This window comes from Leptospiraceae bacterium (assembly GCA_025059995.1).
GTDB lineage: Bacteria > Spirochaetota > Leptospiria > Leptospirales > Leptonemataceae > SKYB61.
The window spans coordinates 134,766-160,910 of the sequence record JANXCF010000005.1 but is presented as its reverse complement, the minus strand read 5'-3'; the positions used below and the strand labels follow the sequence as shown (position 1 = coordinate 160,910).

General features: G+C 34.5%; 26 protein-coding genes. 7 read left to right on the top strand and 19 right to left on the bottom strand.

Annotated features, from left to right (window positions below; genetic code table 11):
- Positions 1-110 precede the first annotated feature (110 nt).
- The 5 genes from metE to NZ853_08480 all read right to left on the bottom strand — a co-directional run bounded on the left by metE (position 111) and on the right by NZ853_08480 (position 5,570).
- A complete protein-coding gene (gene metE, locus NZ853_08500) occupies positions 111-2,390 on the bottom strand; it encodes a 5-methyltetrahydropteroyltriglutamate--homocysteine S-methyltransferase (protein MCS7205724.1) in 2,280 nt (759 codons plus the stop codon).
- Between the two features lie 149 nt (positions 2,391-2,539).
- On the bottom strand, positions 2,540-3,268 hold the full coding sequence (locus NZ853_08495) for a hypothetical protein (GenBank protein MCS7205723.1): 729 nt from the start codon (positions 3,266-3,268) through the stop codon (positions 2,540-2,542).
- Positions 3,269-3,293: 25 nt separating this feature from the next.
- The gene (locus NZ853_08490; GenBank protein ID MCS7205722.1) at positions 3,294-4,172 is read right to left on the bottom strand and encodes an SGNH/GDSL hydrolase family protein; all 879 of its coding nucleotides are present in this window, start codon (positions 4,170-4,172) and stop codon (positions 3,294-3,296) included.
- Positions 4,108-4,974 (bottom strand): YgcG family protein, encoded by an 867-nt coding sequence (locus NZ853_08485; GenBank protein ID MCS7205721.1) that lies wholly within the window; start codon positions 4,972-4,974, stop codon positions 4,108-4,110. The genes NZ853_08490 and NZ853_08485 overlap by 65 nt, the downstream gene beginning before the upstream one ends.
- A complete protein-coding gene (locus NZ853_08480) occupies positions 4,971-5,570 on the bottom strand; it encodes a LemA family protein (protein ID MCS7205720.1) in 600 nt (199 codons plus the stop codon). Before NZ853_08480 ends, NZ853_08485 begins: the two co-directional genes overlap by 4 nt.
- Positions 5,571-5,668: 98 nt before the next feature.
- On the opposite strand from NZ853_08480, the gene NZ853_08475 reads away from it, so the two are divergent.
- A complete protein-coding gene (locus tag NZ853_08475; GenBank protein ID MCS7205719.1) occupies positions 5,669-7,438 on the top strand; it encodes a cation:proton antiporter in 1,770 nt (589 codons plus the stop codon).
- Here NZ853_08475 and NZ853_08470 read toward each other — a convergent pair.
- Positions 7,433-8,107 (bottom strand): hypothetical protein, encoded by a 675-nt coding sequence (locus NZ853_08470; protein MCS7205718.1) that lies wholly within the window; start codon positions 8,105-8,107, stop codon positions 7,433-7,435. The two genes, NZ853_08475 and NZ853_08470, sit on opposite strands and share 6 nt — an antisense overlap.
- 173 nt (positions 8,108-8,280) lie before the next feature.
- Between NZ853_08470 and alaS the strand changes: the two genes are divergently transcribed.
- The 3 genes from alaS to NZ853_08455 are packed head-to-tail and all read left to right on the top strand — an operon-like array spanning position 8,281 to position 12,516.
- The gene (gene alaS, locus NZ853_08465) at positions 8,281-11,031 is read left to right on the top strand and encodes an alanine--tRNA ligase (GenBank protein MCS7205717.1); all 2,751 of its coding nucleotides are present in this window, start codon (positions 8,281-8,283) and stop codon (positions 11,029-11,031) included.
- A gap of 9 nt (positions 11,032-11,040) precedes the next feature.
- Entirely contained in the window at positions 11,041-11,532 is a 492-nt protein-coding gene (locus NZ853_08460) for a YajQ family cyclic di-GMP-binding protein (protein MCS7205716.1), read from the top strand.
- Positions 11,533-11,544: 12 nt separating this feature from the next.
- The gene (locus tag NZ853_08455) at positions 11,545-12,516 is read left to right on the top strand and encodes a hypothetical protein (GenBank protein ID MCS7205715.1); all 972 of its coding nucleotides are present in this window, start codon (positions 11,545-11,547) and stop codon (positions 12,514-12,516) included.
- Here NZ853_08455 and NZ853_08450 read toward each other — a convergent pair whose 3' ends face one another.
- The 8 genes from NZ853_08450 to NZ853_08415 all read right to left on the bottom strand — a co-directional run bounded on the left by NZ853_08450 (position 12,517) and on the right by NZ853_08415 (position 19,321).
- Positions 12,517-13,143 carry a 50S ribosomal protein L25 gene (locus tag NZ853_08450; GenBank protein MCS7205714.1) on the bottom strand — a complete coding sequence of 209 codons (627 nt, stop codon included), beginning with the start codon at positions 13,141-13,143 and terminating at the stop codon, positions 12,517-12,519.
- 20 nt (positions 13,144-13,163) lie between these two features.
- Entirely contained in the window at positions 13,164-13,730 is a 567-nt protein-coding gene (locus NZ853_08445) for a hypothetical protein (GenBank protein ID MCS7205713.1), read from the bottom strand.
- Entirely contained in the window at positions 13,720-14,166 is a 447-nt protein-coding gene (locus NZ853_08440) for a hypothetical protein (protein ID MCS7205712.1), read from the bottom strand. The genes NZ853_08445 and NZ853_08440 overlap by 11 nt, the downstream gene beginning before the upstream one ends.
- Positions 14,167-14,172: 6 nt before the next feature.
- Positions 14,173-14,706, bottom strand: coding sequence for a hypothetical protein (locus tag NZ853_08435; GenBank protein MCS7205711.1), 534 nt, complete (start codon positions 14,704-14,706; stop codon positions 14,173-14,175).
- Positions 14,707-14,736: 30 nt separating this feature from the next.
- Positions 14,737-16,176 (bottom strand): Mur ligase family protein, encoded by a 1,440-nt coding sequence (locus NZ853_08430; GenBank protein MCS7205710.1) that lies wholly within the window; start codon positions 16,174-16,176, stop codon positions 14,737-14,739.
- A complete protein-coding gene (locus NZ853_08425) occupies positions 16,173-16,772 on the bottom strand; it encodes a hypothetical protein (GenBank protein MCS7205709.1) in 600 nt (199 codons plus the stop codon). The genes NZ853_08430 and NZ853_08425 overlap by 4 nt, the downstream gene beginning before the upstream one ends.
- Positions 16,773-16,837: 65 nt before the next feature.
- The gene (locus tag NZ853_08420) at positions 16,838-17,614 is read right to left on the bottom strand and encodes a hypothetical protein (GenBank protein ID MCS7205708.1); all 777 of its coding nucleotides are present in this window, start codon (positions 17,612-17,614) and stop codon (positions 16,838-16,840) included.
- A gap of 171 nt (positions 17,615-17,785) precedes the next feature.
- Positions 17,786-19,321 (bottom strand): hypothetical protein, encoded by a 1,536-nt coding sequence (locus tag NZ853_08415; GenBank protein MCS7205707.1) that lies wholly within the window; start codon positions 19,319-19,321, stop codon positions 17,786-17,788.
- An 87-nt stretch (positions 19,322-19,408) separates the two neighbouring features.
- Between NZ853_08415 and NZ853_08410 the strand changes: the two genes are divergently transcribed.
- On the top strand, positions 19,409-19,954 hold the full coding sequence (locus tag NZ853_08410) for a RecX family transcriptional regulator (protein ID MCS7205706.1): 546 nt from the start codon (positions 19,409-19,411) through the stop codon (positions 19,952-19,954).
- On the opposite strand, the gene NZ853_08405 is transcribed toward NZ853_08410, so the two are convergent.
- From NZ853_08405 to NZ853_08385, 5 genes are read right to left on the bottom strand one after another with little or no spacing between them, the layout of a single operon-like run.
- Positions 19,944-20,444, bottom strand: coding sequence for a hypothetical protein (locus tag NZ853_08405; protein ID MCS7205705.1), 501 nt, complete (start codon positions 20,442-20,444; stop codon positions 19,944-19,946). The genes NZ853_08410 and NZ853_08405 overlap by 11 nt on opposite strands.
- Positions 20,444-22,933 (bottom strand): TonB-dependent receptor, encoded by a 2,490-nt coding sequence (locus NZ853_08400; GenBank protein ID MCS7205704.1) that lies wholly within the window; start codon positions 22,931-22,933, stop codon positions 20,444-20,446. Before NZ853_08400 ends, NZ853_08405 begins: the two co-directional genes overlap by 1 nt.
- Complete coding sequence (locus tag NZ853_08395; protein MCS7205703.1) at positions 22,914-23,204, bottom strand: hypothetical protein; 291 nt, start codon at positions 23,202-23,204, stop codon at positions 22,914-22,916. Before NZ853_08395 ends, NZ853_08400 begins: the two co-directional genes overlap by 20 nt.
- Complete coding sequence (locus tag NZ853_08390) at positions 23,201-23,635, bottom strand: hypothetical protein (GenBank protein MCS7205702.1); 435 nt, start codon at positions 23,633-23,635, stop codon at positions 23,201-23,203. The genes NZ853_08395 and NZ853_08390 overlap by 4 nt, the downstream gene beginning before the upstream one ends.
- A 2-nt stretch (positions 23,636-23,637) precedes the next feature.
- A complete protein-coding gene (locus NZ853_08385) occupies positions 23,638-24,042 on the bottom strand; it encodes a hypothetical protein (GenBank protein MCS7205701.1) in 405 nt (134 codons plus the stop codon).
- A 151-nt stretch (positions 24,043-24,193) separates the two neighbouring features.
- Here NZ853_08385 and rfaD point away from each other — a divergent pair, with 151 nt between their 5' ends.
- On the top strand, positions 24,194-25,216 hold the full coding sequence (gene rfaD / locus NZ853_08380) for an ADP-glyceromanno-heptose 6-epimerase (GenBank protein ID MCS7205700.1): 1,023 nt from the start codon (positions 24,194-24,196) through the stop codon (positions 25,214-25,216).
- Positions 25,200-26,129 (top strand): alpha/beta hydrolase, encoded by a 930-nt coding sequence (locus NZ853_08375; protein ID MCS7205699.1) that lies wholly within the window; start codon positions 25,200-25,202, stop codon positions 26,127-26,129. Before rfaD ends, NZ853_08375 begins: the two co-directional genes overlap by 17 nt.
- Positions 26,130-26,145: the final 16 nt, after the last annotated feature.

Genomic DNA, 26,145 nt, shown 5'->3' with positions numbered 1-26,145 from the left:
ATGGACGAATTAACTTCAACTTTTTTTTGTATGAAAAAGATAAATTTTTTATTCTCTAGTAATTGAAATCTTTTTTTCGATAGCAAACTTGATCAGTAATCTCAGAAGAATTAAACTTTTTCCCTTAAGGTTTTTGCGACTTCCACCATGTTTCTTAGTGAAGGTATTACTTCATCCCATTTTCTTGTTTTTAATCCACAATCAGGGTTAATCCAGAACAGACCTTTGTCGATCACTTTCAATCCTCTTGAAACAATCTCCTGCATTTCTTCTTTGGTTGGTACACGTGGAGAATGGATATCATAAACTCCAAGACCAATCCCTTTGTCATAACGGAAATTCTCAAACGCAGATACAATGTCTCCTTTGCTACGAGATGCTTCGATTGATATTACGTCTGCATCCATTTTGTAGATATATTCGATGATTTCGTCAAATTCAGAATAGCACATATGGGTATGGATTTGGGTAGTATCTTCTACACCAAAATGGGATAAACGAAAAGCCTTCACCGCCCAATCCAAATAATGGGGTTGTTTGGATTTCTTTAATGGCAGACCTTCCCGAAAAGCAGGTTCATCAATTTGAATGATTTTGATACCTGCTTTTTGTAAATCCAAAACTTCCTCATTCAATGCCAAGGCAATTTGATAGGCAATCTCTTCTTTGGGTAAATCTTTTCGATAAAAGGACCAGTTTAAGATTGTAACTGCACCAGTTAACATTCCTTTTACGGGTTTTTTAGTTAAACTTTGGGCATATACGATTTCTTTCAAAGTCATGGGTTCAGGACGAGAAACATCACCATAAATAATCGGAGGTCTCACACACCTTGAACCATAGGATTGCACCCATCCATTTTTGGTAAAAGCAAAGCCTTTCAGTTTTTCTCCAAAAAATTCTACCATATCGGAACGTTCAAACTCCCCATGCACTAAAATATCTAATCCCAACTCTTCCTGAACCTTGATGACATTTTCGATTTGTTTTTTAATGTAGTCATCGTATTCACTCTGGGATATCTTCTTTGCTTTGTAATCAGCTCTGACCTTTCTTAATTCTTTTGTTTGAGGGAAACTTCCAATTGTAGTTGTTGGGAAATGAGAAAGATTCAATAAGGAATTTTGTTTTTCGTATCTTTCTTTGAAGGGAGTTTTTCTTTCAATGTGCATGCTTTTTATCTCTTGGATTTTCTTTCTTACTTCTTGATTTTCATATTTTGAGAAAAATTCTTTTAATGGACTTTTGGGAATTTTTTCTTTTCCTTCAATGATATTTTTCAACATATTAAGCTCTGTTAATTTTTCATCTGCAAAAGACAAAACAGTTAACAAATCTTCGGGGAGGTGTCCTTTTTCATCTTCGATTGTTACCGGCACGTGAAATAGCGGCGATGAGTTCGAAAGAATGACTCGATCCAGTGATACTTTTTTTTCTATTGTTTTGAAATGACTCATGATTTCTTCGAAATCTGTTTTCCAAATGTCTCTTCCGGAAATCAGACCTGCAACCAAAACCTTGTCTGAAGGAAATCCAAAATTTTCTATAAACCCCCAATTCTCTTGACCCAAAACAAAATCCAAACCTACCCCATAAACCGGAAGTCGAAAAACGAGTTCTTTATAGTCAGTTATACTTTCATAATATGTTTGAATAAGGATCTTAAGAGAAGATAAGGATTTTGCTATTTTATCATAAATGGACAAAACTAGCTTTTTGTGGTTGTCAGACAAATCCATCACCAAAGCAGGCTCATCAAGTTGGACGTATTCACATTTTTCTTTCTCTAATTCTTTAAGAGCTTGAATATAACCCTCAACTACAAGGTTCAAATAATATTCGAATTTTTCACTTTCGAAAGCCTTTTCTGAAGCAACCGAACCATTCACATTTTTAAAGATTTTCGACAAATAAGTAAAAGTAAAAGGTCCCACCAATACTGGCTTTGTTTGAAGGGAAAATTCTTTGAGTGCATGACGATAACTCTCCAAAGGATGATTTTTCTTTAATGAAACTTGATCTGAAAGTTCCGGAACAATATAATGATAATTCGTATCAAACCATTTTGTCATTTCACAGGCAATGGCTTTTTGATTCCCTCTTGCCATGGCAAAATATTGATCAAGGCTGTCTTCCACATCCCGAAACCTCTCAGGAATTAAATCCAACATCGTAGAAACATCCAAGACAAAATCATACAAAGAAAAATCCCCAGAAGGAATCAGATCGATCTGATGGCTGATATATTTTTTCATTCTTTGTTGATTGACTTCATTAGCTCTTGATAACATTTCTTCTTTTGTGATTTCTCCGCCCCAGTAGGACTCCAACGCAGTTTTTAATTCTCTGTATCTTCCAATTTTTGGATAACCATAAATTGTGGTTTTCATGAATATCTCCTTAAGTTCCCAAAACAAATAATTTATACCAAAACCATGCTTCTTTTCTATGAGTCAATAATTAAGAAACTTGAATTTTCTCTTCTTAAATTGTTTGAGTATTTTTTGATGATGATTTAACCTCATCAATTCATTTTACTCTACAACCAAAATTCCCATTGGAGCTTCCATATACTTTGATATGCATATTGCTTCGATGGAAGAACATAAACCAACGATAAACGATGGTTCTCAAAGAACCTACTTAGCCCCAATCCCACAAAGTAGAGCTCTTTTTCAAAAGGTTTAGGATCATAAAGTTTCTGATATTGACTTTCCAATCCTATCCAATATTTCTGAATAGAATATCCTACGGAAAGTTGGAACTTCCATGTGCGTTCAAACTCTTGATTTCTTTTTTCTTTGAATTCCGTATTGGTTTGGGTGTTCCAATGCAAAGATAGCTTGAGTCTGACTTTCGACCACCGGTAGTCAAACCCCACATAGGGCTCTATGTAGCCGATATCTTTGGGAACGTCCCCAGCCATTCCGTGATTTCTGGGAAAATCAATGAGTAATCCTCCCAATAATGAAAAATTTTTAAAATCAAAATGTAGCTTATTCTGAAGTCGGATATGATCAACATACCCTCTTGTTTGGGAGTTTGGAGTCCATTTTACCGTGTAAGGGAAAGCAACAAAAAAACCATAAAATCCAAAGCGATATTCGGCAAAAAGAGTCAAGTTTTGCTCTTTTCCTTTTTTGGGTTTGTTTTTATTTTCTTGGTATTGATACAGAACCCCTACCCTTTTGTGAGCTGACAACTCCTCATTCCATAAATTCACAAAATCCTGAGAATCAACGTGATGTGGGATTAGAAATAAAAACATGAACATTGAAAAAGAAAAAGGTTGTTTATAAATTTTTCTCAATAAATTGTAATTGTTGAACATATCGATCAGTCAAGAGTTGAAAGCCAAGTGTATTCGGATGCAAACAATCCAACATGAATTCTTTTTTGGAAATGGGAGGTCCTCCTAAGGTTCCTCTCAAGTCAATATAATATAAATTCAAAGTTGTTTTTGATAAAACTTCCAATCGTTGATTGAACTCATTTAAAATTCTACTGATTAAATTTATAGCTTCTTCTTTTGGCATCCCTTTTTCGACTGCATTTAGTATACACGATTCTTCAATTTCAGGATTAGGAAAATCATAGCCATGTATGATCCATTTTAAGGGTTTTCCCTGGTACAAAGTAAACTTGAGTTGATTCCCCAAAACCATCAGGGTTTTTAGGTCCTCTTCGAATTGATCCAAACGCTTCTTGATGGTGTTTTCTACGCCATGAGTTTGAAACTCTGAAATAGGAAAAATAATGTCATTACCACCTATGCTTAGGAGCATGTATTCTAATTCGGGTCCAGCATTTTTTATGACAGAAATGAATCCTCTTCTCCATTCCAATTCCTCTTTCAAAGACAATCCCCCAACGTTTGATGCAACAATTTTATATCGATATCTCTTTGTAAGTTGATCGAATAAATCCTGTTCTACTTCAATCCCTAAAAAGGCATCGGTCCAGCTATCTCCAATCATTCCGTAGCGAGAACCCGTAGAACAAGTTCCAAAAACATAACATTCCAAAAGATTGGGTAGATAGTCTTCGATGGTCTTTCTTCTATCACACGAAAGGAAAACGAAAAGTACCCACAAAAAGATCAATATCCTACCAACTACCGCTTGCACCACCTCCACCAAAACCTCCACCACCTCCAGAAAATCCACCCCCATAACTAAAACCACCTCGAGAAAATCCTACTGAAGTTCTTCCCTTAGAAAAAACTCCTAAAGATCCCAAAAAAGAGAACAAAAAAATCAAAAATAAAATCTCCCAAGAAAACCCAAAAAGAAACAAAGAAAGAATCGTGGTTCCAAAGGCAGTGACCAAAAAGGACCTCAAAAAGCCCAAAAGATACCTCAGAAAAAAGGCAACAAACATGGGAATGATTACTATCGTAAAATACTTGCCAGTATCTTCTTGTGTAGCATCTTGATCCGACCTATTAAAATCTACATTTTGTTCTTCACTTTGTAATCTTTGCCTGATAACATCAATTCCTTTGTCAATCCCTTCGTAGAAGTTTCCTTTTCGAAATTCAGGGATGATAACTTCGGAAAGGATTCTTTTAGCTATCGCATCAGGAATGATTCCTTCTAAGCCATAACCCACCTCGAGGCGAATCTTTCGATCTTCTTTTGCAACCAAAAGAATCAAGCCATCATCATAACCTTTTCTTCCAATTTTCCATTCTTCGGCTAATCGGATCGAATATTCTTCAATGGTTTCGATTCCTGTAGTAGGAAGCAAAACCACAACTACCTGTGCTTTGGTGGTTTGCTCTATCTGTTCGAGTTTGTTTGTGAGTTGATTGATTTGTGTTTCTGTCAAAGTATTGGTCAAATCGACAACTCTTCCAGTCAAGGGCGGTATGGGAACAAAATCTTGATTACCTTGAGCTGATAGAAAAGAAATCGAAAAGAAGTTCCAGATTATAAGTAAAATTGATAAATATAATTTATAAATTTTTTTCATTTTTTATTTGTATTGATTTGGATTTCTGGGGGTTTTGAAATGTCCTGTAGGTTTTCTACTTCGAATTGGGGTTTTTCTGTATAACCAAAAATCTTTGCTGTAATCACATTCGGAAAAATTCTGATGGTGGTATTATATTCTTGGACGGAGTCGATATATCGTTTGCGGGCAACAGCTATCCGATTTTCTGTTCCTTCAATCTGAGCTTGTAAATCCCGGAAGTTCGCATCGGATTTGAGTTGAGGATACTGCTCTACAACTACCATTAATCTACTTAGGGCGTTGGATAACTCTCCTTGTGCTTGTTGAAATCTTCGAAAAGCCTCAGGATTGTTGATTAACTCAGGTGTGGCTTGTATAGTTCCCACTTTGGCACGAGCTTCAGTAACTTGAACCAAAACTTCTTTTTCTTGAATTGCGAAGGCTTCTACAACTTTTACCAACTGAGGAATCAAATCAGCTCTTCGTTTGTATTGGTTCAAAACTTCTGCCCAGGCAGCTTTTACCGCCTCGTCCTGCATCTGGATTTCGTTATAACCACAATGGTTGAAAACCACGAAAACAATGGTCATCAAAAGTAAACGATGGAATTTCATAATTTGATTAGGATGTATATTGATTGTTTTTTGTCAATGAATTTCAAAATCAATTCTATCTTTACGAATTTTTCTTAAAGATTATCTTGTCTTTTGTTATGGCAATATTTCAGGAAATCCTGATGATTCTTTTTGTGAACATCTTTGTTCTTTGGATCTTTTCTTTATTGAGATTACCAGAGATATTGGGCTTAATCTTTACGGGTTTTTTATTAGGACCCTATGGCTTTAAATTTATACAAAACTCAGAAGACATAGAAATCATTTCGGAAATTGGACTTATTCTTTTGTTATTTACTATTGGATTAGAGTTTTCGTTCAAAGAGCTACAGAAGAACAAAAGAGATGTGGTTGTGATTGGTTTTCTGCAAGTGAGTTTGACCTTTTTGATTTCGCTTTTGGTTCTTCAATTTTTGCCTCTGATTACAAGTATCGTTCTGGGAATGGTCATCAGTTTGAGTAGCACTGCAATTGTTTTAAAGATTTTTCAGGACCAAAACGAAATCCACACACCTTATGGAAAAGTCTCCATTTCCATCTTGATTTTTCAGGATTTGATTGCAATCATTTATTTGTTGTTTTTGCCTTTCTTGAAGGAAATCTCCCAACTTGATTATTCCAACATTGGGATTTTTCATACAGGTTTTTTGTTGTTTGTTTTGAAGATGATCTTATTTTTGTTGATATTCTTTCTTCTATACAAATACATCATTCCCTTTGTTTTAGTTAAAATTGTTCAACTACGAAATCGAGACATTTTTGTTTTGAGTATCATTACGTTGTGTTTTCTGATTGCGTTTTTGACCTATAAAGTTGGGCTTTCATTGGCTTTTGGGGCATTTTTAGCAGGACTTTTGATTTCCGAAACTCCTTTTAGCTTCGAATCCATGAGTAATGTGATTCCTTTTAAGATTATTTTTACGAGTATTTTCTTTACTTCGATTGGAATGCTGATTGACATTTACTTTTTGTTTTCTTTGAAGAATTTACTCTTCGTTTTGTTTCTTTTGGTCTTTATTTTTTTGATCAAATCAGTTGTGATTTTCTTTATTATTCTTTTTTTTTATCGAAACTTACGTATCGCATTTATCAGTAGTCTATCTCTCTTTCAAGTCGGTGAATTTTCGTTTATTGTGCTAAAAAATGCCCTCAATTTAGAAATCATCGATCATTATACCTATCAAGCCTTTTTGGTTTCATCAATTTTCACAATGCTACTAACACCTTTTTTGATCTTGAAGTCTCAAAACTTATCAGATAAGTTTGTAAACTTTATAAATAAACTCAACACGGAAAAAAACAGAAACTTTTTGAGCAAATTTTTCAAAACCTCGAGTACTGAAGCAAAAGAACATTCATCACATCTCGACATCAAAGATCATATCATAATAGTAGGGTTTGGTATTAACGGAAGAAATGTTGCTAAAGCGGCTCAAATCATGGACATTCCCTATGTAATACTTGAGATGAATATCAAAACAGTCCAAAATGAGAAAAAATCAGGAGAACCTATTTTTTATGGTGATGCTACCAACGAAGCTCTACTGAAACACGTCCAAATAGAAAAAGCAAAACTCTTGGTAATTGTGATCAATGACTTTCAAAGCACGAAAAGAATTATCTCCATCGCAAAGAAACTAAATCCCAATATCTATATCATTGCAAGAACTCGGTATGTGCTTGAGGTTCCAAAGTTGTTCGAAATAGGGGCTGATGAAGTTATCCCTGAGGAATTCGAAACTTCCATTCAAATCTTTCGAAAAATTCTTGAACATTATAATTATTCTTTCGGAGAAATTCAATTTTTCACAGAAGAGCTGAGGATTTCTGGCTATGATATCTTGAGAAGAGAACAAATCAAATCATAATTCTCGAGCCGATGTTTTAATCAATATTCTACCCTTTTTTCTTCTTTCCGGGTGTTGACTCAAAGAATAAACTTGCTTTTCGACTTCCTGTTTAAGCCATGCCTCATCGGATTCTGATTCCAACACAGAAATAGGCTGACCCACATGATAATCAATCCTGATTTTACGAAAATGAAAAAGAAGTTCCCAAAGCGATGAAAGTTCACTTAAACGAAAAGTTCCATCAATCCCACTTGGTATCAAAACCAATTCATTTTTTCGACAAACTCTAAGTAATATGCTAAACACAAAAAGATCAAAGGGCTGGATTACTCCAGTTTTAGTAGGCATTCTTTCAGGAAAAACAAATAAATGAGAGTTCTGAGTAAGCTCAAGCAAAGTCTTTTCTATCTTATCTTCTGACATCCATGAAAAAAAATAAAAATAAGAGAATCTCTGAACAAAAGAAACCAAATTTCCATCAAGAGCCTTTTCGTCATACAAAAGATAAAGAGGTTGTTTTAAATAAACTAACGGAATTAATAAATCAAAAATATCCAAATGATTACTGATAATAATACCTCTTTTTGAAAGAAATTCTTCTCCTGTTATGCGAAATTCTATTTTCTGAGCTAAGAGATTCTTTAGCATTTCTTTGGGTATCTTTGGAAGAGATTGAATTAATACCATATCGACGAGATAAAAATTTACTTTAAAAGGTCAAATTCAATCTTCTGTAGAAGTCTTTTCCATTTGACATGAAAAAATTTTCTGTAAATTTTGCCAAGCATTAGAAAAAAATTTTTTTCGATTTCAATTCCCATAAGATTTTTTAATTTTAAATAAAAAATGAAAGGTGAAATATGAAAAAATTTACCTGTAAAGAACTTCGAAAAGCTTGGGTTGATTTTTTTGTTTCTAAAGATCATTTACATCTTCCTTCTTCGAGTTTATTACCTGCAGAAGATCCTACGCTTTTATTTACTTCCGCTGGGATGGTTCCCTTCAAAGAGTATTTCAATGGAACGAAAAAACCACCACACCCACGAATAGCCACAATTCAAAAATGCTTGAGAACAACAGACTTAGAAAGTGTAGGAAAAACCGCAAGACACTGCACTTTTTTCGAAATGCTGGGGAATTTTAGCTTTGGAGATTACTTCAAAAAAGAAGCCATTGAGTGGGCGTATGAATTCTCCATCAAAGTTTTAGAAATTGATCCCGAAAAAATCCATGTATCTGTTTATCATGAAGATCAAGAAGCTTACGAAATTTGGAATAAACACATAGGAATTCCAGAACACAAAATCGTTCGTTTGGGGAAAGAGCAGAATTGGTGGGGTCCTGCAGGGGATTCGGGTCCTTGTGGTCCTTGCACAGAACTCTATTTTGATCGAGGTGAGCATATTTGTCATACAGAAACAGGATGTGGAAATCCTGCCACGTGTAAACCTGGTAATGATTGCGATCGTTTCTTTGAATACTGGAATTTAGTTTTCAATGAATACTTTCAAGATACAGAGGGAAATCTTCATCCTTTACCCCAAAAGGGAATTGATACGGGAGCTGGGCTAGAACGTATTGTTGCTTTGCTCAACGGCACTGATAGTGTTTATGAAACCGATGAACTACTCTCATTAAAAGAAGAAATCCAAAAACAAATAGAAACTATCCTCAAACGAAAGCTGGATTTTTCTTTTCAAACTCAATCTGCTTTGAGAGTTTTAACGGATCATGTTCGTTCTGTTACTTTTGCCATGAGTGATGGGATTTTCCCAGAAAATACAGGAAGAGGTTACGTCATTCGTCGAATAATCCGAAGAGCTCTGTTATTTGCATACCAACTGGGGATCACAGAAGCAATTCTTTATAAAATCCAACCTAAGGTCGTAGAAATTTATGCTTCTTTTTACCCAGAGCTCGAAGAACACAGAAAAAAGGTTCAAGATGTACTATATGAAGAAGAACAACGCTTTTTAGAAACCTTGAACAAAGGAATGAAAAAGTGGGAAGAATTCTTAGAAGAACACAAAAAAGAACAAAAACAAGTTTTTGATGGAGAAAAGGCATTTATTCTTTATGACACTTTTGGTTTTCCTGTGGAAATCACTCGTGAATTAGCTGAGAAAGAAGGACTAAGTTTAGACATCGAAACTTTTAACCAAAAAATGGAGGAACAAAAACAACTATCAAAACAAACACAACAATGGAAAGACTTTCAATTTCCTCATAATTTCCCCCTCATCAATGAACAAACGGAGTTCACAGGTTACTTTAAATATCGAGAAAAGAGCAAAATCCTCGCCATCATTTATAATAATCAATCCATAACAAAACTAGATAAAAAAGACATCGCCATCATTATAACAGATAGGACCAATTTCTATCCCGAAGGTGGTGGACAAATCGGAGACACAGGGATAATAAAAAAAAGACAAAGTCTTTTCCGAGTGATTGATACCAAAAAGAAGGGAAATCTTATCTTACACATTGGACACGTAGAAAAGGGAAAATTCCAAGTAGGTGATGAAGTAGATTTGATCATTGATGAAGAGAAAAGAAAATTCACAACTTATCATCATAGTGCTACCCACTTGTTGCATAAAGCCTTGAGGGATGTTTTAGGAGATTCTGTTTTTCAAACGGGTTCTCTGGTATCGGATGAATATTTACGTTTTGATTTTTCTTATAACAAAAGGTTAACAGAACAACAGTTAGAAGAAGTAGAACGGCGAGTGATTGATGCCATCCTTGCCAAAGCGGACGTAAAAATCAAACATCTACCCTTAGAAGAAGCCAAAAAAACAGGAGCTCTTGCTTTCTTTGGTGAAAAATATGGAGAAATCGTGAGGATCATCGAAATGGGAGAAAACGGTAAATATTCGATGGAGTTCTGTGGAGGTTGCCATGTTCAAAACACAAATGAAATACGATACTTTCATATCATCAAAGAAAGTAGCCCTGGTGCTGGCAATCGAAGGATAGAAGCCGTTGCAAACCAAAAAGCCCTACAATATTTCTACGAAAAAATACAAAAACTAAAAAAAGAATGGGAAGACAAAAACCAAAAAATGCCCAATCAACTTTCCTGGAATTTACCGGAAACGATGGAAGAGATAACCGAATATATGAGTTCAAATCCCTATTCTTCCATCCAATTGGAAAAACGTATCATTCAATTCGAAATTCAGCTCCAAGAAATAGAAAAAAAACTCAAAAAGGAACTTAAAAAAGAAAAGTCATTAGAACACTTATTAGAAAAAAATCTCCAATTCGAAAATCTGAACTCCGTCAAATTATATTCTTTTATAGAAGAGAACCTGACTCCAGAAGAACTACGAATTCTTGGTGATAAAATCAAAGAAAAAGAACCCTATGCATTAATTTTGGCCGCCTCAGTGCAAAAAGAAAAGGCATCGCTTATGTTTACTTGCACAAAAAAATTGATTGAATTAGGAATTGATTGCAGTGAGCTCTTAAGTCAAAGCGTCAAGGCATTTTCTGGCAAAGGCGGCGGGAAAAAGGATTTAGCTCAAGGTGGAGTAGAGAAAAATTACGTAAATGAAGTTATTTCATTTGCAAAAAAACTTGCACGAGAAAAAATACTCAAATAGAATATATTTATGGCAAAGGAACATTCTTTTGATATTGTTTACAAAATTGATGAACAAGAACTATCTAATGCCATAAACCAAGCCTTAAAAGAAGCCACAAACAGATTCGACTTCAAAGGTAGCCACGTGGAAATCCAACGAGAAAAAGACGAAATCCACTTAGCCACCGAAGATGAAATGAAGATGAAATCACTAATTGACATTTTTCAAAGCAAACTTGTAAAACGTGGCATCAATCTAAAAGCAATCCAATTCGGTGAGATTCAGAAAAACATCTCTGGAAGAGTCAAATGCACTGCAAAGATTCAAAACGGACTTACTCAAGAACAAATCAAAAAAATCAATAAAATCATCAAAGAAACCAATATAAAGGTTCAAACCCGCATTCAAGGAGATAGTTTACGAGTGATAAGCAAAAGCATAGATGACCTCCAAGCAGTTATCAAGCATTTACGAGAACAAGAATTGGACTTTGCTATTTCTTTTGATAATTATCGTTAATTTCTTTGTTTTATGCGGGATGAAGATACCCTCTTATATCACATCGAAAAAGGAGAATTTTTCGAAGCAAGTGAGGTTGCCGGCAGTATCTTAGAAGAATCTCCAGATGAGTTAGAATACATAGCAAACTTTTTTGCCACGAAATATTGGCTCAACCGAGAAAAATTCTTTAGAGAAGAAAAAAAAAACTACGATTTTCTCCTGAAAGAATGGAAAAAATTCGAATCTGTCCTCACAGAAAAAGGGTATCCCACAACAAAAGTTATCAACCAGATAAAGAGATATTTACTACTAAAAGTCAAAAGCAATTTAGAAAACAGACAACACAAAGAAGGAATCGAAGAGCATGATTTCCCCTTGCTTTTAGAGATAGCAAAGGGTTTTCTTTCTGTTCATGATGTTTCCAATACAAAAGAAATACTTCAAATTGCAAAACTAATTCAACCATTCCATCCTCAGATTTTTTTTTTATATGGTGATTTGAATTTCATGGAAATGGAAAGGACTGGGAATTTTGAATATTTTTCCTATGCCCTTAGTTTTTTTCGAGATGGATTTTTACTTTCACCAGATACCTTGGACTTCAAAGAATTACAATCCGAGACAATAAAGAAAATCATAAGAGAACTACAATTTCTTTATGACAAAAACACTGAGAAAGTTCATTATTGGCTCCCGGTTTCAATCATGATGAAGGCTTTACCTTACAATATCAGGAAGCTTGAACTGGATGAAATTTTTAACATCGAAGATGAAGTCTCAAGACTAGAACAAGAACTTCCTTATGTGAATGTCAAGTATCGTGAAAAAACCTTATCACGACTATTGTTTTTTTATCTGGTAATTCTACATTCTCTTCTTCATCATTACTCAGATAATGATAGAGTCCAAGAAATTTTGAGTCAAATCCAAGAATATTTCCCACAGTTGTATCTAGAGCTACTAAAAATTTTAGACAAAATTCCAAGTAGTGATACAATCTGACTATTTTTTTGTTTCTTTTGTTTCTTTTGTTTCTTCTTGAGCTGCTTTGATGGTTGCACGAGACTGAGCCACTTTACAAATGATGGGATTCCCTTGGATGAGCACATCCCATTCTTTTGGCAAATTTAGGTCGGATAATCGGATTGCTTCTCCAACGTTTAAATTGGTGATATCTACTTCTATTTTTTCTTTTAAGTTCTCTGGGGTTGTTCGGATTTTCAACATTTGAACAAAATGTTCTAATGCACCACCAGCACGAACTCCCTTCGCAACTCCGACTAATTCTACTGGGATGTGAAGGTGAAATTTGTGATTAGGGGTCATTTTATAGAAATCTACGTGTTCGATTTCTCCTGTAACTGGTTCACGTTGGATTTCTTTGGGTAAAACCTCAAAGACTTCATTTTCGAATTCAACTTGAATCTTCATTGATGGCAGCAAACCTTGGCTTAGCAATTTCATGAATTCTGATTTTTGGATGACCACTGGAGTTGACTTTCCTTTTTCTAAGATGTTGGCGGGGATTTTTCCTGCTCGTCGAAGCCTCCGAGATGCGTTCTTCCCAAATTCAGTTCTTCTCTCTGCTCGTATCTTTTTTGTATTTTCCATATTTTCCTTATTTTCCATACGTGGCTCCACGAATCGAATTAGAGTTCAAAATTTTCTCTTTGATGATAACGAAAAGCATTTTTCCCATTGATGGGTTCTATACGATGTTGAAGAAGATTTCTCCATGCATAAAGAATCAAAACCCCACTCAATATGATAGTAAAACCAATAAATAAAAGAAACAAAACAAACCTCAAAAACAAAAAAAACATTCTATAGCTGACAATTAGTGTTAGTAAAATATCCATCAAAATCTCCAAAGCAGCTACAATGAAATACAAAACCAGAAATTTTTCTTTTTTTTGTCTTGATTGAGGATTCCCATTCAAACTACGAATCAAATGGCTCAAAGTAAACACCCAAATACCATAAGCAAGGGCATGGGAATACACAACCTTCAATCGCCCTGAAAATGTCAACGGCTCTTTGAAGCGATCTTCTTCTTGAGGGAAATATTTTCGCATTTCCTCAGAACCATAATAATATTCCATCCACTGGGAAGGCTGGTATCCAATTTTAGAAAAAAAAAGAATTGAACCAGAAATACTTTGAAGTACCCCCAAAACCCCCACAAATAAAATTACATAAGTATAACTACTTTTCATACAACAAATCTAGTATTAATAAAAATTGCAAAACCAAGAAAAATAGATGAAACGTAAATAACACCCCATAATAAAAATAAAAAAACCAAAGAGCTTCATCATAAATCAAAAGGGAAAGTAAATAAAACACAAACAAAACAATCGAAATCCCAAAAAGTATGTTTTTTATTTTCATTTTCCATCGGCTTTGATACAACATGGCGAAAATAAAAATTAAATAAAAACCAAACATAAAAAGACTGATATGTACTTCTTCCAAACGAATGATCAAAGAAGGTTCTAATGTGAGGATGAAATCTTCATATCGAAAGGAGTTCTGAGATATAGCCAAGAATAAATTACTTATGAGAAATAACAAAAACAAAAAATAGGCTAATAATAAGATATTTCTTGGTCCTTTAGAAGATCGAACATTTCCTGTTACGAAAAACTTCATAAGCTTTTATAGGGACTTGGCAAGATAAAGTGTCAACATTGCCATTTCATAAGCACTTCTTGCTGTAAGGGTAGCTCCCGAAACTACGGGTATATCAATACCTAAAACTGGTGGATGATTTAGACTTCGATTTGTGAATAATTCTAGCCATCTTTCTGTAGGTTTGTATTCTATGGGTTCATAAAAGCTGATAAGATAGATTTGTTGGATTTCTTTTTTTGGATTGAGGACGATCATCAAAGACATTTCTTTTGTTCGCACGATATCTGTGTGTAGGATTGCATAACCCAAAAGGTTTTGATTGGATTTCGCTACATAAAAACTAAAAAATCTATGTTTGATTTTGAATCCTAACTCTTGTTCCATTTGCTTTTGATCTTGTTCTGTAAGATATATCCTTATTTTTTCTATGGTTGCATTTGGAAAGGCTTCTTGAAGTGCTGCCTCAGGCGTAAGAAACACTCTGCTTTGTAAAGAAACATTCCACAGCAAAAACACCAAAAAGAAAAACCCGAAATTGAACTTGATTATGAGACTCATAATCATAGAAAAAATCACAAAAGAACCAAGTCAACTTTTTTCTAAATCTTCCAGCCAATTTTCCACTTCTGGGTAGATGTTTCCAAATTCACCGTTGCTCATAAATAACAAGATGATCTTGTTTAATTTTTTTTGCTTTGCGAATAAGACATAATCGGAAAAATCATTCTTTAGTTTTTCTAAAAGTTCATTTGGTGCTGCACAGTAATGAGCATTGATATTTTTTTTGCGGATTTCATCAATGATTTCTAATACATTCAATCGTTGTTCCGGTTCTACTTTTCTTGGATCATAAACTTCTGTGATATAAACTACATCTGCTAACAAAAATGATTCTGGATATTCTTTCTGAAAGACATTTCGATGGCTACTCGCACTTCTGGGTTCATAGCAAGCAATGATGAAGGCATTGGTAATCGTTTCTCGAAAACTTTCAATGGTGATTTTCACAGCTGTGGGATGATGAGCAAAATCTTCATAGAAAAGTATCTCTATTTCTTGATCACGAAGGGAAATTTTTTTTCGTAGTTGTTGGCGCCTCATGACTCCAGGAAATTCTTCGATTGCCTGACGAATGATTTGAGCATCAACACCCAGTTCTTTTGCCAAAAGATAACTTGCTAAGATGTTTAGATAATTTTGTTTTCCGAAGATTTTGGGATGAACTCTTCCAATGGGGAGAATTAACTCATTACGTTGGTATTGGAGCTGCGTGATTTCTGGTAAGCGTTCTTTCTCTGAATAATATACAACATTCGACTGATTTTTGAGAATTTCTCGTATGACCTCGTAATCATAGTTTGCGATGATCTTTCCTTTTTGGGGTATCCAACGCAACAATTGAAGAAAAGCCTTTTTGTATTCCTTGAGGTTTTCGTAAATGTCTGCATGATCATACTCAATTGAAGTCAAAACCAAATAATAAGGTCGATAGTGCAAAAATTTGGGCTTTTTGTCAAAAAAAGAAGTGTCATATTCATCGCCCTCAATAACGAAATAGTTTCCTTTTTCTATCGAAAAACCAGGATGATGATCAGCTCGTATCCCACCAGCAAATAATCCCGCGGATAATCCTGCTTTTTTAAGAATATAGTGGATTAGAAAAGTAGTGGTGGTTTTGCCATGTGTGCCCGCTACTACAATCACATAGTGATGCTTCAAAAAAAACTCATACAAGGCTTGAGGCATACTCATCAAAGGCAAACGGTGATTGAGGATGGTCTCAACTTCTATGTTGCCTCGAGATAAAACATTCCCGATTATGTAGAGATCCGCTTTTGGATTTTGGTGTTGGTCTATGATGTTATCTGGAGAAAAAGAAGAAACAGGAAAACCCCATTCTTTGAGCTTCTCAGACATAGGAGGATATAAATTCTGATCAGAACCTGTAACATCGTGTCCTTGATCCTTTAACATTTTTGCTAAATTCCCCATGGCAATCCCACCGATACCAACAACATGGATTTTCATAAAAGACCAAACCTTTGTAATAATTGAATAGACTCAAACAAATTCACAATAAATAGAATCAAGACAGCCACCAACAAAAAAAGAGAAACCAAAAGTAAACTTTCGGCGAATGTTTTGGATATTGGTTTTTCAAGATATAAGGACCACTGGATGATAGAAAAAACAAACGTCATGATAGAAGAAACTCCCAAAGCTAACCAACCCAAAATCGGATGAACAAGAAAAAAAATCAAATTAGAAGTAATCATAATCGCATTTTTGATTCCAAAATAAGGATTTTTTCGGTATAACGTGGGAGGTTGGGAATAAAACTCAAACTTATCCATCAAAACCAAAAAAATAAAAGTTCCCCCATAAATGAACAAAGGGGGAAGATAAGTAGTAAAAAGCAAAGAGAAAAAACTTTCTTTCTTGAACAAGATTTGATACCAGAAAAAAGGACTAATTAGAAAAAAAATATAATGAATCAAAAAGGGCATGTGGTAGAAATAAAAAACTTTTCTTGCAACCTCAAAATGGGGAAACTTCTCAAACTCTCGGTACAAGCGAAAATCAAAAGAAGCACTTAGAAGCTTCAAAGCCCAAAGAAAGCTCATATTTCAGCCAAAAAAAACCAACATAGCCTCAAGAAAATAAAGAAAACCAAGAAAATATAGATCCATTATTCAATAGCTTCTTTGATTTCTTTTATAATCTTATTCTTCTTCTCAAAGCGATGTATAACCGATTTTACGGTGCTTTTATTCATATTTAATTCATCAGCAACCTTACTATATATCTCTTCTTTATTTTCTAAATGTGGATTATAGAATTGAACTTCAAAATTTTTTAAAATAACTTTTATATGGGTTTTATTTTTAAATCCATTTTTTAATAGAATAAATTCGATTTCATCCAAAAGCTTTTGTATTTTACTCAAGAGTTTGAGATATCTTAGATTGTCTTTCCAATCGTAGTCATAATACGCTTTTGGATTAGAAAGACGAACTTTTTCTATAAGTTCACCAATTGAAATATTTTTTCTTTTTTCTCTATGGAAGTCTCTATCAATACAATTTTTGTAAAGTTTTAGTTTTTCCCGGTCATTTTCTGCTATTTTCAAACATGGTAGGTAGATTTCTATAATATCGATCATAAGTTTTTCGAAGTCTTCATCAGATAATATCAGTTCGTTTTCTAAGAAACTATGAAATTGTTGCTTTATCTTGTTTTTAAATTTTCTTTTTCTGATTTTGCCATTTTCATCACGACCGTTATAGACAAATTCATTATAGATTAACCAAAAAACATATTCAGCAATTTTTCGTGAATTTTTTGATACTTTTTTCGTCTCCAAAAGATGCTGAATATATTCAATGATTCTTTCTTCACAAGATTTTTCATAACCTTTTGATTCATAAATTTTCTTAAAACAATTTTGGATTTTAATCGTTTCCATCTTCATAATCATATAATTAGAAAAGGAGGAGACATATTTTATGATAAAATCCCGAAAAATCTGAAAATTTTTCTCACTTAATGAAAAAATTTTTTAAACTTTGCTATGGGTGTTTATCATGTAATATAAAATATACACTCAATTTCAGACAAAAATTGTTATTTTTTTATTTTATTGCAGTTTCTCTTTTCTTCTTAATCTGTAGATCTTTAGATAATCATTTTTTTGAAAGTGGATTTTGTGATACGCCACAAGTACAAATTGTTCTTTTAGTTTTGCTAAGTTCTTTTGTATATCCACTGATTTCTTTTTCTCTACATACTTCGAATGATACACTATGACGTCCCCCTTGTCTTTTGAATATACATACAAATGATCAAGAAACTCCAATGGAAAATACCGCTGAATCGTAAGCACAGTGTGATCAATTACACTTAATCCTAAAATGCTTGTATCGATATAATCAAAGTTGATGTAAATAGGAGCTTTTTCTGCTGTAAGTTTTTGATGAGCTTCTTTTGCTATCTGTAAAAAAAGGGAATAAAAAATGAAATACACAAATGTGACAAAAAACGAATAGAAAACAAGAACAAACTTCCATTTTTTTGATAAAAACTTCAAAAACACCCCCCTACTCAAAAGAACAAACGGAAAAATGGCTAAAAGCATATATCTTGGTCCTAAATTTACGACTCCTTCATTCGGAGAAGTAATACCCACAAGTATCACTAACAAAATTCCTGAATATATCAATATGAGTTCCTCTCGTGGAAAATCAAACTCACGCCTCCGAAACAAAAAAATCAACAACACCACCAAAAACAACGGAACATATCCAAAAAATCCCAACTGATTAAAACTTCCGAAAAAAAGAAGTATCCATAAGTGTTTTAGTTGTCTTAAAATTGAATATTCCTCTACATAAATGTTTGCCAGATATCTTGGACCGAGGATGTGTCCATACTGATACCAATGAAACAAAAAAAACACCAAAACAAACAACACTACTGACACAACAAACACCACAAACTTCCTCGATACCCCAATACCCCTCCAATCAAAATCCCTCAAAACAATCTCATTCTCTAACAAAAACCATACAAATATCAAACTCATCAAAAATAACAACATCTCCAAACGAAGCCACATCCCTAATGTCAAAATAAAAGCCGATAACACCACCCACCTATCACCCCCTCGAAATAAAAGTGTCAACCCCATCACTTGTAGTGCTACCAACAAGCTACTCTCTGACATGTCTATGCTATTCAAAAACAAAAAGGTTCCAAACAAAAAGAACAATATCCAGAATGACGAAAAGTTCCAATATCGTTTTAACAAATACAAACTCAGAAAGTTCACTATTGTGGTCAAAACGGGTAGATATTTCACTCCATTAAACTCAATCACGGGAGCTATGATCAACGAAAAAAGAACGGGGAATACACCTACGACTTTGTTTTCATCGGGAATCGTAACAATCGAAGTCAAAGGGAAATAACGAAACTCAGGATCAAATTCCCTAAAACGATATAGGATTTCTTCTGACTGATAGTTATTGAAGATTAAAGAATAAGACTGATAAACCTTCGCTAATGGATCTCCAACGTAGTAATAACGTTCCAAAAAATAAGAAAAAATTACTATTAATAAAAAAAAAATCAAAAATAGTTCCCAATTTCTTTTTAGAAAGAGCTTCAGGTTCATAAGCCAAGGATTTTCATAATTTTTTCGTTGCAACAAGGAATCAAATTTTGATATACTTAACTTTCAATTTAATTTTTTTATGATTCGATGCCAAAAGATGATTTATATTCATTTTTGAGAAAAGAAAAAAATGTTTATCATTTTGATTTTAAGCGATTTCAAAATCAGGATTTTTATCAATATGTGGTGTCAAAGTTATCGAAAATTTCGCCATCTACTCCACCCTCATCGATATTGAAAAAACTTAGGAAAATGGACCTAAATGAACAAAAGAACTTGTCCTTTGATTTTCAAGACTTTTTGAAATATTTAGAAAATCAAAATCTTTGGAATTATAAAACAAGTTTAAAATTACGAATGCAACTTCACTTGGAAAACCACTTGGGTTATCATAAAATTAAATTTCTGCTTCTTCAAGAAGGCTACCATGAGGAACATATACAAGAAGAATTAGCAAATATTCCATCTGAGTTTTGGAAAAACAAAGCCCTTCAGGTCTTGAAGTCCCTTCAGAAAAGTTTATCAAACATACCACCTACCAAAAGAAAACAAAAAATTTACAACAAACTTCTATATTTGGGGTTTAGAGAAGAAGAAATCGAAGAAATCATCTCAAAAGATATCACTGAATGAACCAGATTGGATCTCCATTTTCGAAACAATTACGTAAGCAACGTTTGAAGCTTACATTTTCACATTGGACTGCCCAAATCCCCGGTAAACACTTTGAATATTCTTCTAAAGTAACAGAAGAGCTACAGTTTTCTTTTGACTGCCAGAACTTCTGATTACAATCAAAGTGGCATCTTCTAGCATCTAAGCTGAACTTTCCTTCTTCGAAAATTTCTGAACGTATCAAGGAATCACAATAAACCTCAGGTGATGAAGAAGTTATAGTAATTTTATAAAATTTACTTATAATTCCAAAATAAGAAAATTGATTGAGACCAGAACAATTCAATGCTTGTTTTTCGGAGTCAATACAAATTTCCTTGAGTTTTTCTTCGGTGGGTAGTAGATTGACAAACACATAGAGATTTCTTAGGTTCTCTTTTTCTTCGTATTTTGGAGACTGCTCACAGCTCCAAAAGAAAAGTATAATCAATACTACTATTTTTCTCATCAGAACTTTACCTCAAAACCTAAGTTGAATAAGGGAATTCGAATTTTTCGTTTTCCTTGCGTGATTTCTAAAGTTCCAAATTCAGGGGCTGGCCTTGGATTGATAGGAGTAAAGGGCAAAGCTCGATTGAAAGCAAATCCACCTATGTTTTGACGTAAATACACATTAATGAGTTCAACGAAAATATTTCCATAACCCCATTCATAATTAACAAATTTATCAAAACGAATATCTAAGCTATGATAGGGTTTCGAACGAAAAGTATTAGTTTCTTCAGAAAGTTTTGGTTGGAATAAAGGTCGACCATTGTTTTTGTTTTTGCCGCCGTCATCTCCTACAACTACAGTATAGGGTGGTGATGTTTGGTATCGCCAGCGTATGCCAATTTGATAAGTAGGATTGATTTTCCAGCCTATGATTAATCTCACAAGATGTCTTCGATCGAAATCAGCAGAGATTAGTTTTGAATTATCGTAATATTGCCATAGTCTTCTCTCGTTTGCACTAATTACTTGTTTTTTCTCGTCTTCTGTTAGTCTGCGTAAATGATCACGACGTTTCGACACACTGTGAGTGTAAGAAAGCCAGCCATACAATCCTTTTGAGCGTGGAGGATCAAATCGGATAAACACCTCAGCACCATAGGAACGTCCATCACCCCTGTTCGAAAAATAAAGGGGAGCATTGAACAAAATGGGTTCTTCGTATTTTCGGATAGGATCCTGATTGATCTTGATGGGAGTCGTAATGTAGGGGTCTTGGATAACTAAATCATCATAATATTGTTTGAAACCTTCCACTCGAAAAAGCCAATCTCTCCATTGGTACTCAAACCCTCCTGAGGTGTGAGAAGCCTTTTCGAATCGTAGATTGGGATTTCCAGATGTGGGTGAGTATTCATTCGGACTTGGCACCCGATGATATATTCCACCACCTCCAATCAACTTCAAGTTTTCTGTCAATCTGATGGCAAAAGATCCCCTTGGCACCAGAACTGCTTGTTTATTCAATGAAAAGTATTCATAGCGTATTCCCGGACGAAACTCCAACCAACGGTTCTTAAAAACTAAAATCCCATATGCCACCGAAAAAGGTGAGAAGAAAGAATCGTTCACGGGTACCTTTTCGTAATCTGGAGGATCAATTTTATAGGGATCAGGATTTGGATTTAAGGGATCTTTTGGCCTTGGAAACTCTCCTTTATTGTTATAGATAAGATTTCGTAGTTCTACTCCAAATTCAAAGTTTAACAAATTCTCAATCAACCCCAATCTTGTTTCGTTTCTAAGAGCTCCATAGCCGTCCGTTCTTGTAAATTTCGCACTGATATTTCCAATCGAAGCATCAATATAGACTCTACGGGTATAATAAATGAGAGTTGTCTCGTTTTGAAAAAACGATGAAGGCTGAAAGCGATGGCGTATCGCAGTTGTTATGAAATCCCGATCAACAGCTCCACGCAGTCCTATCAAATCTGGCGGTGGTTCTTTCAGAGGGTTTTCAAATGGTTTTTCTTTGATTCTTGCTACAAAAGAATCTCTTGAGCCAATCACATAAAAAAATAGAGACTGAGTATTCGACAATTGATGTTTGATTTTGATTTGTAAATCTTGATACTTCGGCACTAACGTTATGGTTTTGGGTAAAAGGGGACGCAGTGTCTGATCCAAATACGAGACCTTACCTCCTAAAACAACATAACTCGAATTTTGATAAGGAACTTGTAAAAGCAAATTCGTAGCCCAAACACTAATGGAAGCAACTCCATTGGTTCGTTCTACCTCATCAGGAGTAAAAATGGCAATCACACCCCCTGTGGCATCTCCGTATTTGGCAGGATAAGATCCCGTATATACGTCTATACTTTGGATGAATTCATTTTGAATTACAGAGCTCAACCCTCCTAAGTGATAAGCAAAAGCAATGGGTAAATCATCAACGTAGAAAGAATTCGAATCGGGATTAGAACCCCTTAATGCTACCTCACCCGAACCAAAAGGAGGTGCCACAACTCCGGGCAAATTTTCAATCCCTCGGATGGCTTCTCCAAATTGACCAGGAAGTCGTTTGATTTGATCTAATCGAACAGTATATACAGAAGAGGGAGGAAGTTCTCTTCTTCCTACAACAATCACACCTTGATCCGAAACAATTTGTTCTCTGGGAGTTCTTTCTGGTTTTGGCTCAGAAGTGTAAAGGGGTATGAGCTGACCTTTCCCTAATACTTGAACAGAAGGCTGTAATACATTTCCATCTGGTAATACCACTCGAACTTGATAAAATCCAGGCTGAGGAATATCAAAAACTGCCTTTCCTTCTTTGTCAGTGAATTTAAATTCTTTTGTCTCGGCGATAATCACCCTTGCATCAGAGACAGGCTGTCGCTTTGCATCAAAAACCTGAATAGTTACTTCAAAACCATAAACACTCTTAACCATCAACAAAAACAAAAACAACAAAAATGCTAATTTATTCTTTAAATATAACATTCCAGTATAAATCATAACAATAAATTGGATATTCATCAAAGGGACAAGGCAACCTCAAGATATATAAGCTACATAATCGTAAGCTATCTTCGTCAATATTTGGGGGTGGGATAAAATCATTGGGTGGACGATTCCCACATTCTTTCTGTTTGTATTCTACTGCTTTTTGGATTTCTATATACGCATCCACAAAATTTATGGAAGCATCCTCAACTACACAATATGAACTTAAAACCAAAATTCCAAATAAAATCAAATTTGGAGCCCTCATCGTGGTATTTGAAACTTAATGACCGTTCCTTTTAGTTTTAAAAGGCGAACCTGCCCTAAAACGTTATAATAATGACTTTCATGCCATGCACGAATATTGATGATGGTATCTCCTTCATATTTTTGGACCATGGTACCCAGAGCATATTCTGGATCCAAACTTCCCGATATTGGGATCAAATGAAATAAATAAAACTGAGACACTTCCCCCTGAACATCACATCCTCCTTTGTAATCTCGCAAAGGTACGTATTCAATAGAAAATGAAGTTTCTTCTTGTTCTTGAGATCGAGGAATTTCTTTTGGACAAACCACATAAAGATCATCCCGATAAAGATTCGATGCTTCTGGCACAATCAACATACTATCGATATAACCTGTCTCAACACAAAAAGAAAAGGAAACCAACCATAAAAGCGAAAACTTCCTCATAGTTATCGCTTTCGTTCCCGCGTGTCTTTGGGTTCTGGTGGCGGAGTCGTCTTGGGAATGAGTTTTACTACATCGGCTTTTATGATAATAGAATTCTTTGATAACATCAAAAAAACAGACCGTTGGGTATAATACCTGATGTTAATCAAAGCATCCCCTTCGTGTTTTTGTTGTAATTCTTTGAGGGCTTCATCTATGGGAGGTTCTTCCAAAGGCAAGCCGAAAACACCCACATCAAATACCCACCAGTCCTTCCGAACTGTATCTGTTGTAATGTATTGAATTTCAGTCACAGCTGGATTGATCGGTATGTTTGATGAGGCTATCCCCGCATTTGTAGATGCACAACTTAGAACAAAAACGATCATAAGCCAAAGATAAAAATACTTCATAAGAGAAGTCATCATCACCCGACACCAAAGAAAATTTTTCGATAACAAAATAACAAAAACGGAGTCAATAAGCAAATACTTTTTAGAAAATAAACATTTGGGATATTTTTAAAAAATCATAATAAAAGATTTTGACGCTACCTCTTTTGATGGGATTTTGTTTTTTATGTATTTTTTCTTTAGGGAAAGGGAACGAAAGAAATTACTTTATATTGTTACAGGAGCTGCGGGTTTTATTGGAAGTGCGGTCGTTCGTGAATTAAATCAAAATGGCATTGAGCAAATTATCTGTGTGGATCATTTAGGAAAATCAGAAAAATGGAAAAATCTACGAAACCTCAGATTTGTTGACTACTACGAAAAAGAAGAGTTTTTAAAAATGATTGAAAATAACTCATTTCTTCAAGATGTTAAAGCCATTTTTCATTTAGGTGCGTGTTCATCTACTACTGAAAAAGACGCCTCGTACTTAATAAAAAATAATTACGAATACTCAAAGCAATTAGCCATCAAAGCATACCAATACAATATCCGAATGATTTACGCATCAAGTGCTGCTACGTATGGAGATGGAAAAATGGGATTTGATGATAACATCGAAGATCTAGAAAAACTTCAACCATTAAATCCTTATGGATACTCGAAACATCTTTTTGATTTGTGGTTAAAAAGAAATGGCTTTTTCGAACATACGAATCTGTTTGTTGGACTCAAATATTTTAATGTTTTCGGACCTAATGAATATCACAAGGGAAATATGCAATCTATGGTTTTAAAAGGTTTTCGACAGATTCGTATGACGGGAAAGATTCAGCTCTTTAAGAGTTATCATCCTGACTTCGAAGACGGCAAGCAAATGAGGGATTTTCTTTATGTAAAAGATGCAGCTAAAATGACAGTGTTTTTTATCTTGGAAAATCCAACAGCTTCTGGGATTTTCAATATTGGAAGCGGTAAAGCATCTACATGGTTGGAATTAGTTGAACCCATCTTTGAAGCTATGAAGATACCAAAAAACATTGAATTTATAGAAATGCCAGAGGATTTAAGAAAATCATACCAGTATTATACGCAAGCACCTATCGAGAAATTACGAGCCTCTGGTTATCACGAGACTATCACCCCTTTACGAGAAGCTGTGATGGATTACGTTCAGAATTACTTAATGCAAGATGAAAGAAACGCCTAACTACTATATACACCCAAATTCACCATCATATTTGAGCAAACTTCTGGAATTACTCTTGAAGATCCAACGAAAGAAATTTGCCTTTGAAAAAGCAATGAATAGTTATCAAAAATCGAAAAAAATCTCCAAAGAAATATATGAATTCCCAAAACCTCCAAAGTTCATGTTTTCAAAAAAGACGTATCAAGTTCAATCCTTTCAAAATAGAAATGTATTTGTTTTTAATCCTCAAAAAGAAGAGAAAATCTCGATCTTGATTCTTGTTCTTCATGGGGGTGCTTTTCTACGAAGCTTTTATCTCTTTCATTGGCTCATGATAAAAAAACTTCAGAAGATTTCTTCAGCAATCATTTACGCACCAGATTATCCTACCGTCCCTCACTATAAATACAAAGAAATCATCGCATTCTGTAAGAATTTTTATGATTACCTAAAAACGAACGAAAAAGACATCATCATTATAGGTGATTCTGCGGGAGGGAATTTGGCTTTAGTCCTTTTACAAAAACTTTCGAAAGATGAAATGCCCAAAAAAGTCATTTTGTTTTCCCCTTGGGTTGATTTATCTATGGAAAATCCTAAAATAGAAAATATTGAATCAAAAGATTTCATACTCACGAGAAACGGACTGATGATGGCGGGAAAACTATACAGTGAAAACAATCCCAAAAACCCCGAAGTAAGCCCTCTATACCATCCATATGATTTTCTTCCTGAAATTCATCTATTCATGGGAACCCACGATATTCTTTTTCCTGATGCAAAAGAGTTCTTCTTTAAAAATCCACATCCTTCTTTTTATTTTTATGAATATCCTTACATGCAGCATGATTGGATGATCCTGGATCTCATTCCTTTTGATGAAGCAAAAGATGTATGGTTGAAAGTTCGAGACATTTTGAATGACACATAAAGTATGAAGTAAATAT